Genomic DNA, 9,152 nt, shown 5'->3' with positions numbered 1-9,152 from the left:
GGCCGGCCCGCCGGCCTGTCTGGGGCGAGGTGGCCGTTGGTCTGCAGCTCGCTGGGTGGTGTTACAAGGATCCGCGATGGAAGAGCATATCGCTGATTCGGCTACGCCACCTCGACGCATCGTTTCTGCAGGCTTCGCCTGATCCTGAAGGGGCCGGCCCGCCGGCCTCTCTGGGACGAGGTGGCCGTTGGTCTGCACCCAGCGAGCTGCACAAGGATCCGCGATGGAAGAGCGTGTCGCGGGATCGCATCGTTTCTGCAGGCTGCGCCTGATCCTGAAGGGGCCGGCCCGCCGGCCTGTCTGGGGCGAGGTGGCCGTTGGTCTGTGGAAGGTTCGCCTCCTCGTTCCAGGCGGGGATGAAGACGACCGTATCGGTGCCGGGAGCCATAGCGCCCAAGGGTACAGCGCGAGAGAATCGATGTCGTGTTAGCGTCGAGGCGTCAGCCTTCGTCCTGAAAGGAGACCGAAGTGTCGGGTATCGACGCCAAGTCGAATGCGATCTACGACCTCGTCGAGGAGGGCTCGGGAGTCGAGCAGCTCGCGACGGGATTCACGTTCACGGAGGGGCCGATCTGGCATCCCACCGAGCAGGTGCTCTATTTCTCCGACATGCCCGCCGACATCCGTCGCAAGGTAACCCTCGACGGCACCGTCACCGAGGTTCGGAATCCGTCGTTCAAGTGCAATGGGATGACCCTCGACCACGATCTCAACCTGCTCGTCTGCGAGCACGTGACGAGCTCGCTCGTCCGTGAGCGACCGGACGGCGTGCGCGAGACGCTTGCGTTCCACTGGCAGGGCAAGTACCTCAACTCCCCGAACGACGTCACCGTCCGCAGCGACGGCACCATCTACTTCTCCGATCCGTGGTACGGCCGGTTCCCCGGTTTCGGGATCGAGCGCGCGCGCGACCTCGGCTGGCAGGGCGTCTTCCGGATCCCCCCGGGCGGCGGGCAGGACGAGCTCGACCTCGCGGTCGCACAGGACGAGTTCGACATGCCGAACGGTCTGTGCTTCTCACCCGACGAGTCGTTGATGTACATCAACGACACGCCGCGGGCGCACATCAAGGTCTTCGACGTCAACGCCGACGGCACGCTGTCGAATGGCCGCATGTTCTTCGAGGGCGTCGGTACCGGCGTGATCGAGGAAGGCATCCCCGACGGGATGAAGGTCGACGAGCTCGGCAACGTCTGGGTGACGGGGCCGCAGGGCGTCTGGGTGATCTCGTCGGAGGGTGAGCATCTCGGCACGATCGAGGTTCCCGAGGCCGTTGGGAACCACACCTGGGGCGGGTCGGACTGGCACACGCTCTTCATTCCTTCGTCGTCGTCCGTCTACACGATTCGCACCAAGGTCGGTCCTCGGCGCGAGCCCTACATGCAGTGATCTGCCCAATCAACGACGGGCGAGGCTGCGCCTCGCCCCTACGGAGGTGATGTCTTGTCCGACGAGCTTTCTCTTGATCCTGGGCGTTGCGCGCTCATCATCCAGGACCTGCAAAACGACGTGATCATCGAAGGCGGCGCCTTCGCCGAGTCGGGCTCACCCGTTCATGCGACGGAGCAGAACGTCGTCGCGAACGTCGCCGATCTCGCGGCAGCCTGCCGGTCGAACGGCATCCCGGTCTTTCACGTCTGGTACATCGTCGAGCCGGGAGCCCCTGGCCTGAAGCTCAACGCGCCGCTGTTCAACGGCGTCGTCGAGACGGGCGCACTCGTTCGGGGGACGTGGGGCGCGGCTCCCGCAGAAGGCCTCGAAGCCCAGGAGGGCGACTTCATCGTCGAGAAGATGCGGATGAGCGCCTGGCAGGGCACCCGGCTCGAGAACATGCTCGAAGGGCTCGGACGCGACACGATCATCATCACAGGCGCGTGGACGAACATGTCGATCGAGCACACCTCGCGCACCGGTGCCGACAAGGGGTTCGTGATGGTCGTGCCCGAGGACGGTACCTCGACGATGAACGCGGACTGGCAGAACGCGTCGATCAACTTCGCGCTCCAGAACGTCTCCACGGTGACGACCTGCGCTGCCGTCAAGGCCGCGATCGGGGCATAGGAGATGAAGACCCGGGCCGGGCTCTTCCGGGCGGTCGGCGAGCCTCTCGAGGTCGTCGAACTCGACCTCGAGGAGCCCGGTCCGAACGACGTCGTCGTCCGCATCGCAGCGGCCGGCATCTGCGGCACCGACCTTCACCAGGTGAAGGGCGAGTGGCAGCGCCCGACGCCGATGGTGCTCGGGCACGAGGGCGCGGGCATCGTCGAGCACATTGGGGATGCCGTCGATTCCGTTGCCGTGGGGGACGAGGTCGTGCTCTCGTGGGCGCCCTCGTGCGGCCACTGTGCCGACTGTGCCCGCGGCCGTCCTGCCGCCTGCGTTCCGCTGCACCGGGCGATCGGGAACGGCACCCTCGTCGACGGCACGACCGGGATATCGCTCGACGGGGCAACGGTCTACCGCGGCACGGCGACGGGTGCCTGGGCCGAAAGGGTCGTCGTTTCCTCCCGTGTCGCCCTCCCGACCCATGGGGCCGTGCCGCTTCGCGATGCAGCACTGCTCGGTTGCGCAGCGTTGACGGGTGTGGGGGCCGTGCTCTTTGCAGCGCGCGCACAGCCTGGCGGCGTTGTCCTCGTGATCGGCGGAGGTGGTGTCGGCCAGTTCGTCGTGCAGGGCGCACGGATTGCCGGGGCGGAGGCGATCGTCGTCGTCGATCCGGTCGAGGCGCGACGCGACCAGACCCTTCGGTTCGGCGCGACACATGCCGTCCATCCGGACGACCTCAAGGAGGCGATGGCCGCGATCGCTCCCGAGGGCGCCGACTACGGCTTCGACGCGGTCGGCTTCCCCGAAACGAGCGCGACCGCTCTCCGCTTCACGCGGAGTGGGGGAACGACCGTGATCGTGGGTCTGCCGCCGACGGGTGTGCGGCTCGATCTCGATCCCGGCGAGTTTCTCCGGCGGGAGAAGTTCCTCACAGGGACGATGTACGGGTCAGAGGACCCCGCCGTCGCGTTGCCAATCTTGCTCGAGCACGTCGCGGCGGGCCGGCTCGAACTGGCCCCGCTTCTCGGTGAGGTCTTCTCGCTCGACGCGATCGACGACGCGGTGCACGCGAGCCTCGAGCTCCCCGCCGGACGCGTGCTTGTCGAGCCCTGAGGCTTCGTCAGGGCAGGTTCGCTGAGAGGGCCGCGACCGCCTCCTCCTGGAGCCAGCTCAGGTAGCCGTAGAGCGCGAGCGCTGGTGCGTCTGGATTATCGGGATCGAGGTCGCTTTCGTACGTCGCCTCCGAGATGTCGAGCTGCGTGCCGAGGTAGAGGCGCAGGCTCTCGAGGGCACCGAGCCAGCCCTCGAGCTGCTCATCGGTTAGATGATCGGCGTCTGCCGTCTCCTCGACGATGCGCAGTGCTTTGAGCTTGCCGTCGAGGATCTCCTCCCGCATGAGACGCCGGAACTCGTCGTCGGCCTCGCTGTCGTCCGGGTAGGCGGGAGGGAAGAGGCGCCGCAGGCTAGGATCGTCCGTCTCCATCACCGCGCGCATCTGTCCGGGCAGCGAGTGCAGGATCTCGCGTTCCTCGGGCGGGAGCCGCAAGTAGTAGCCCCCCTTCCGGTCCGGCTGGATGCGTCGGCTCGGCATTAGTCCTGCCTGAGCGTTGCCCAGAGGCCGTGAGCGTGCAACCTCGCCACGTCGAACTCGGCCTTCTCCTTCTCGCCCGACGATACGACCGCCTTGCCCTCGTTGTGCACCTGGAGCATCATCCTCGTCGCCTCTGCCTCCGAATAGCCGAAGAGCTTGCGGAGCACCAGCGTGACATAGCTCATCAGGTTGATCGGGTCGTTCCACACGAGTACGACCCATGGCCGATCGTGGTCGAACTCTTCACCGGCATCCACCACGTCGCTCTCGATCGGCGCCTCGATCGTCTGGCTCACCTTCTCACTCCCGATCCTTCAGAGCGTCCTCGCTGCTGTCACCGTGCCCGTAGGCTCGGAGTCGGGCAATCAGCTCGGCACTGATGCGTTGGTCGTCGTCATTCGTGGTGTCCCCGGAATCCGGAATCGTGGGAGGCACGGTCCGCGTTCGACGCGATTCCTTCTCACGCTGCTTTGCTTCCTCGGCTGCTGCCTGTGCCGCGCGCTTGGCATCGGCTTCGTCGCGGCGGGCCTGTTCGGCCGCGGCCTTCTCCTCCTCGCGCCGGCGTTTCTCCTCGATCCTCTTCTCGTCCTCGGCCGCCTTCGCGGCCGCCTTCGCGGCACGGCGTGCGGCAGCCGCCTCCCGGCGAGAGCGCTTCGCAGGGGCCGGCTGCTCCTCGGGTGATTGCGTCTCGGACGCGGTTCCCGCATCCGGTTCGGCAGGCTCGGCTGATCTCGGCCCCGCCGTTTCGACAACGACTGCTGCTGCTGCTGCTGCTGCCTGTTCTTCCTGGCGGCGGCGTTCTTCGTCGGCTTGTCGCGCGCGTTCCTCGGCTTCGCGGCGGGCCTCCTCGGCTGTTGCCTCGGCTGCGGCGGCCGCCGCGACACGCTCCCGCGCCTCACGGCCCGCTGACCCCGGGCCGTCAGCGCGGCCGGCGAACGAGAGGAGGCCGTCGGCGTTGCGGGAAGCTCGATCCCCTGTCAGGTACCACTCTCCGAGGAACACAGCCTCTGTTCCCTCGCGGTCGTTCACGTAGCCCGTAAAGAGCGACGGCGGGCGCCCACGAAGCGCCATCTCGCCCTCCGCTGCGGCTGCCTGCTCGTTCCCGCTCTCGTCGATCACGGCGATGTCGTAGCCGGGGATGGGAGCACCGAGCGCCCCGAGGTCGACTTCCGTCCCGTGCCGGCTCGCGATCACGAGCCCGGTCTCGGCCTGTCCGTAACCATCGTGGATCGCGACCCCGAACGCGACCCGGAACGCTTCGGTGACCGCGGGCTCGAGCGGCGCCCCGGTCGACACCGCATGACGGACACTCCCGATGTAGAACGCCTCGAGGTCCGCGTGCTCGGCCATCTGGCGATACTCGGACGGCGGCTGGCAGAGGACGCTCACGCCGAGCCGGTCGATCAGATCGAAGCGTTCCTCGACCTTGAACTCGCCCTCGTGTAGCGCGATCTCGGAGCCGAGCGACCAGGGACCGATCAGAGAGTTCCAGACGAACAGAGCCGAACCCGGGTCTGCGGTACACCAGGTGAGGTCGTCGGGGCGGGCGTCCAGCCAGTACTCGGCCTGGAGTCGCATCGTCCAGGTGGCTGCGTGCGTGTGGATCGCTCCCTTCGGCGCTCCGGTCGTTCCCGCGGTGTAAAGAATGAACGCTGGATCGTCAGATGCCGTGTCGTGCGTCCGAACGGCGACCGGTTGGCCGCGGAGCTCCTGCCTGAGATCCTCGACGACCAGGAGCTCCCCCGGAGGTGGGGAAGGTGCGTGTGCTCGATCCGTGACGATCGCCCGCGCATCGCAGTGCGCGGATCGCTGCATCAACTCGTCGCGGTCGAACGTCAATGGGCAAGGTACGGCAACGAAGCCTCCCTTCAGTGCGCCGAGAACCACCGAGTGCCACTCGGGGGTTCTGCCGACGAGCACGACGATGCGGTCGCCTGGCCCGAGCCCCCGGGAACGGAGTAGCGACGTCCAGCGGCTCGCGTCGTGCGCGATCTCCTTGAACGTACGTCGGTCGATAATGCCTTCGTCATCGACGAACGTCATCGCGTGGCGATTGGCGTCCGCTGCCGCGGCTGCCTCCACGACATCGCGCGTGAAGTTGAACCGCGCTGGAGCCCGGAACAACGGGTCGGGCTCGGGCGCCTCGACTACGCGCTTGCGGAGTCTGAACCGTCCCATCGCTCCCGGTAGTCCTCTCTCACTGGACAGAAGATATCGATGACGGTCGCGCCATCAGGCCCGCAGTACGCCGCGTGCTCGACATTGCCTGGCAGCACATACCCCTCCAGAGGCCCGAGCTCGTGCGCGACGCCGTCGATGACAAGCGCCTGCATGCCGCGGAGAACGATCCCGAGCTGTTCGTGCGGGTGGCTATGTGCGGGCACCGTTGCCCCAGGCCCGAACTCGATGAGGTTGACCATCGCCTTCTCGCCGAACAGCGGACGTCCTTCGACACCGGCCACGAGCGAAAAGGGCTCGACATCGTCGAACCGGACGAATTGCGGACCCATGCCATCAGTATCGCATCGTCTTCGGTTCCGGAGAAAATGCAACGCCCCCGTAGCTATCGTCCGTGACATGACATCCCTCGAGACAGACCTCCTCCGAGATCGGGCATACATCGACGGGGCCTGGATCGATGCCGATTCCGGTGCCACATTCCCTGTCGTCGATCCTGCGACCGGCGACACGATCGCCGAGGTCCCGCGCATGGGTGCTGGCGAGACACGGCGCGCGATCGAAGCGGCCGAGCGTGCGCTTCCCGCGTGGAAACACAGGACTGCGAAGGACAGGGCGCGAATCCTCCGTCGCCTTGCCGATCTGATGATGGAGCGCAGCGACGATCTCGCGGCGCTTCTCGTGCGGGAGCAGGGCAAGCCGCTCTTCGAGGCGCGGGCCGAGATCGGCTACGCAGCCTCGTTCTACGAGTGGTTCGCCGAGGAGGCCAAACGCCTCGACGGGCGTGTGATCCCACAGTCACTCCCTGACCGGCGAATCGTCGTGCTCCGTGAGGCGATCGGCGTCACGGCCGGAATCACGCCGTGGAACTTTCCGGCCGCAATGCCGACCCGGAAGTCCGCTCCGGCACTCGCAGTCGGCTGCACGATGGTGCTGAAGCCGGCCGAGCAGACCCCCCTCACCGCACTCGCGATCGCTGCTCTCGCGGAGGAGGCGGGTGTACCCGCAGGAGTCTTCTCCGTGGTCACGGGCGACGCCGCCGACGCGCCTTCGATCGGTCGTGAGATGACGTCGAACCCCATCGTCCGCAAGCTCGGTTTCACTGGCTCGACGCAGGTTGGCAAGCTCCTCATGGCGCAGTGCGCCGGCCAGGTGAAGAAGGTTTCCCTCGAGCTCGGGGGCAATGCGCCGTTCATCGTCTTCGACGATGCCGATCTCGAGGGTGCCGTCGCCGGAGCGATGATGTGCAAGTTCCGGAACTCGGGACAGACGTGCATCTCGGCGAATCGCTTTCTCGTCCAGGACGGGATCTACGAGGACTTCGTCGGCGCGTTCACCGAAGCCGTCTCGGCGCTGAAGGTTGCCGACGGGTTCACCGAAGGCGCCCAGGTCGGGCCCCTCATCGATGAGCCCGCGCTCGCGAAGGTTGAGCGACACGTGGCAGACGCCCTCGCTCGGGGCGCGGATCTCCGGGTTGGCGGGAAGCGGCTCGAGGGTCAGTTTTTCGAGCCGTCTGTCCTCACCGGCGTGACGATGGACATGGCGATGAGCTGCGAGGAGACCTTCGGCCCGGTCGCGGGCATCAACCGCTTCGCGACCGACGCAGAGGCGGTCGCGATCGCGAACGACACGCCCTACGGGTTATCCGCGTACTTCTATACGCGCGACCTCGAGCGCACCTGGCGGGTCGCAGAGGGCCTCGAGTACGGGATCGTCGGGATCAACACCGGCTTCATCTCCTCGGAGGTGGCACCGTTCGGAGGTGTGAAGGAGTCGGGTATCGGACGCGAGGGCTCGAGCTACGGCGTGGACGATTGGGTCGAGCTCAAGTACCTCGCGATGGGCGGCATCGGGGAGGCGATCTAGAACCAATGGTGATCATCGAACAGCGGGACAGGCTGCGCCTGCCAAGGCAGGCTACGCCAGTCCCCTACGGAATCGTCACCGACAACGCCGCAGGGGTGCGGAGATGATCATCATCGAACAGCGGGACTATCACGTTCACACCGGGAAGCTGCCCGAGCTCGTCCGGCTCTACGGCGACGAGGGAATCACGATCCAGCAGGAGGTGCTCGGCGGGTTCGTGGGCGCGTTCACGACCGACATCGGGGCGCTTTCGACCTATACGAGCATGTGGCGCTACGACAGCTTCGCCCAGCGCGAGGAGCGTCGGGCCGCACTGATGGCTCGCGATGACTGGAAGGCGTTCATGGGGAAGATCCAGCCGCTGATTCACACGCAGCAGAACCGGATTCTTACGCCCACTCCGTTCTCGGCGCTCCAGTAGAAGGCAGACGCGCATGGGTCAACTCGACGGCAAGATCGCGCTCGTTACCGGTGGTTCTCAGGGAATCGGTCATGCTATCGCCCACGGTCTCGCTGCCGAGGGCGCGCGCATCGTGATCGCGGACATCCGGGGTGCAGAAGCCGCCGCCGGGGCCTTCCGAAACGGCGTCGGGCTCACGGCCGACGTTGCCGATGAAACCGCGGTCGGGGGTCTCGTCGACGATGCAGTTGCGCAGTGTGGCTCGATCGACATTCTCGTCAACAACGCCGGCCTGTATGCCTCGCTCGCTATGCGGCCGTTCACGGAGATCCCGCTCGCCGAGTGGCGACAGGTGATGGATGTCAACGTGGCATCGATGTTCCTGATGTGCCGCTCCGTTCTCCCGGTGATGCAGGCAAACGGCGGCGGCCGCATCGTCAACATCTCGTCGGGAACCCCGTTCCGCGGCGTGCCCTTCCTGCTCCATTACGTTACGAGCAAGGGAGCGATCGTGGCGTTCACACGCGCGCTCGCGAAGGAGGTCGGCAAGGACAACGTCCTCGTCAACTGCGTCGCACCCGGCTTCACGATGTCGGCCGGCGTCGAGGCGCATCCCGAGGTGGTCGAGAAGCTTCGTGACGTCTCCGTGTCGGCACGGACGCTGCAGCGGGATCAGGTGCCGGAGGACGTCGTCGGTGCTGTTGTCTACTTCGCGAGCGCCGGTTCCAGCTTCGTCACCGGCCAGACCATCGTCATCGACGGCGGGCAGTATTTCCACTAGCTGCGGGAATCCCGCGGGAGAAGAGCGTATCGCAGGATTCCCGCAGCTAGTGGAAATCGACCCTTCTGGCGCTTCGCGCACCTGAAGGGGCCTGCCGGCGGGCCGTGGAGGACGGTGCCGGCCGTCGTATTTTGGCTCATTGAGGATTCTTCGATACGTTCTTCCATCGAGGCCACCCCACTCGCCGCGGTAGAGTCACTCCACGATGAGACTCTCCCTCTACGAGGTCGAACGATGAGACTCTCCCTCTACGAGTTCGAGACCGGGGCCGAGACGATCGGCGGTGACCG

Annotated in this window: 8 protein-coding genes and 1 pseudogene; 5 read left to right on the top strand and 4 right to left on the bottom strand. The window is 66.4% G+C overall.

Going from position 1 to position 9,152, the window contains the following annotated elements; translation table 11 throughout:
* Positions 1-477: 477 nt before the first annotated feature.
* Together ABIR74_RS01945 and ABIR74_RS01940 are read left to right on the top strand one after the other, a co-directional pair.
* Positions 478-2,061, top strand: a pseudogene (locus ABIR74_RS01945) (isochorismatase family protein).
* A gap of 3 nt (positions 2,062-2,064) precedes the next feature.
* Positions 2,065-3,159 carry an alcohol dehydrogenase catalytic domain-containing protein gene (locus ABIR74_RS01940; RefSeq protein WP_348174926.1) on the top strand — a complete coding sequence of 365 codons (1,095 nt, stop codon included), beginning with the start codon at positions 2,065-2,067 and terminating at the stop codon, positions 3,157-3,159.
* A 7-nt stretch (positions 3,160-3,166) separates the two neighbouring features.
* On the opposite strand, the gene ABIR74_RS01935 is transcribed toward ABIR74_RS01940, so the two are convergent.
* The 4 genes from ABIR74_RS01935 to ABIR74_RS01920 are packed head-to-tail and all read right to left on the bottom strand — an operon-like array spanning position 3,167 to position 6,147.
* Entirely contained in the window at positions 3,167-3,637 is a 471-nt protein-coding gene (locus ABIR74_RS01935; protein WP_348174924.1) for a DUF2017 family protein, read from the bottom strand.
* Complete coding sequence (clpS, locus tag ABIR74_RS01930) at positions 3,637-3,921, bottom strand: ATP-dependent Clp protease adapter ClpS (RefSeq protein ID WP_348174927.1); 285 nt, start codon at positions 3,919-3,921, stop codon at positions 3,637-3,639. Before clpS ends, ABIR74_RS01935 begins: the two co-directional genes overlap by 1 nt.
* A 16-nt stretch (positions 3,922-3,937) precedes the next feature.
* Positions 3,938-5,815: an AMP-binding protein gene (locus ABIR74_RS01925; RefSeq protein WP_348174923.1), complete on the bottom strand. Its 1,878-nt coding sequence runs from the start codon at positions 5,813-5,815 to the stop codon at positions 3,938-3,940.
* Positions 5,785-6,147 carry a cupin domain-containing protein gene (locus ABIR74_RS01920; protein ID WP_348174922.1) on the bottom strand — a complete coding sequence of 121 codons (363 nt, stop codon included), beginning with the start codon at positions 6,145-6,147 and terminating at the stop codon, positions 5,785-5,787. Before ABIR74_RS01920 ends, ABIR74_RS01925 begins: the two co-directional genes overlap by 31 nt.
* Before the next feature lie 67 nt (positions 6,148-6,214).
* On the opposite strand from ABIR74_RS01920, the gene ABIR74_RS01915 reads away from it, so the two are divergent.
* The 3 genes from ABIR74_RS01915 to ABIR74_RS01905 all read left to right on the top strand — a co-directional run bounded on the left by ABIR74_RS01915 (position 6,215) and on the right by ABIR74_RS01905 (position 8,862).
* Positions 6,215-7,681, top strand: coding sequence for an NAD-dependent succinate-semialdehyde dehydrogenase (locus ABIR74_RS01915; protein WP_348174921.1), 1,467 nt, complete (start codon positions 6,215-6,217; stop codon positions 7,679-7,681).
* Between the two features lie 103 nt (positions 7,682-7,784).
* Positions 7,785-8,102, top strand: coding sequence for an NIPSNAP family protein (locus ABIR74_RS01910; RefSeq protein WP_348174920.1), 318 nt, complete (start codon positions 7,785-7,787; stop codon positions 8,100-8,102).
* A gap of 13 nt (positions 8,103-8,115) precedes the next feature.
* Positions 8,116-8,862 carry an SDR family oxidoreductase gene (locus ABIR74_RS01905; protein WP_348174919.1) on the top strand — a complete coding sequence of 249 codons (747 nt, stop codon included), beginning with the start codon at positions 8,116-8,118 and terminating at the stop codon, positions 8,860-8,862.
* The last annotated feature ends 290 nt before the right edge of the window (positions 8,863-9,152 follow it).

This window comes from Gaiella sp. (assembly GCF_039915195.1).
GTDB lineage: Bacteria > Actinomycetota > Thermoleophilia > Gaiellales > Gaiellaceae > Gaiella.
This window is presented reverse-complemented; position numbering and strand designations above follow the sequence as displayed.

Bases quoted from the DNA above. Each gene is read 5' to 3' on its own strand.
- ABIR74_RS01940 (WP_348174926.1), top strand. From the start codon at position 2,065: ATGAAGACCCGGGCCGGGCTCTTCCGGGCGGTCGGCGAGCCTCTCGAG.
- ABIR74_RS01935 (WP_348174924.1), bottom strand. From the start codon at position 3,637: ATGCCGAGCCGACGCATCCAGCCGGACCGGAAGGGGGGCTACTACTTG.
- ABIR74_RS01925 (WP_348174923.1), bottom strand. From the start codon at position 5,815: ATGGGACGGTTCAGACTCCGCAAGCGCGTAGTCGAGGCGCCCGAGCCC.
- ABIR74_RS01920 (WP_348174922.1), bottom strand. From the start codon at position 6,147: ATGGGTCCGCAATTCGTCCGGTTCGACGATGTCGAGCCCTTTTCGCTC.
- ABIR74_RS01915 (WP_348174921.1), top strand. From the start codon at position 6,215: ATGACATCCCTCGAGACAGACCTCCTCCGAGATCGGGCATACATCGAC.
- ABIR74_RS01910 (WP_348174920.1), top strand. From the start codon at position 7,785: ATGATCATCATCGAACAGCGGGACTATCACGTTCACACCGGGAAGCTG.
- ABIR74_RS01905 (WP_348174919.1), top strand. From the start codon at position 8,116: ATGGGTCAACTCGACGGCAAGATCGCGCTCGTTACCGGTGGTTCTCAG.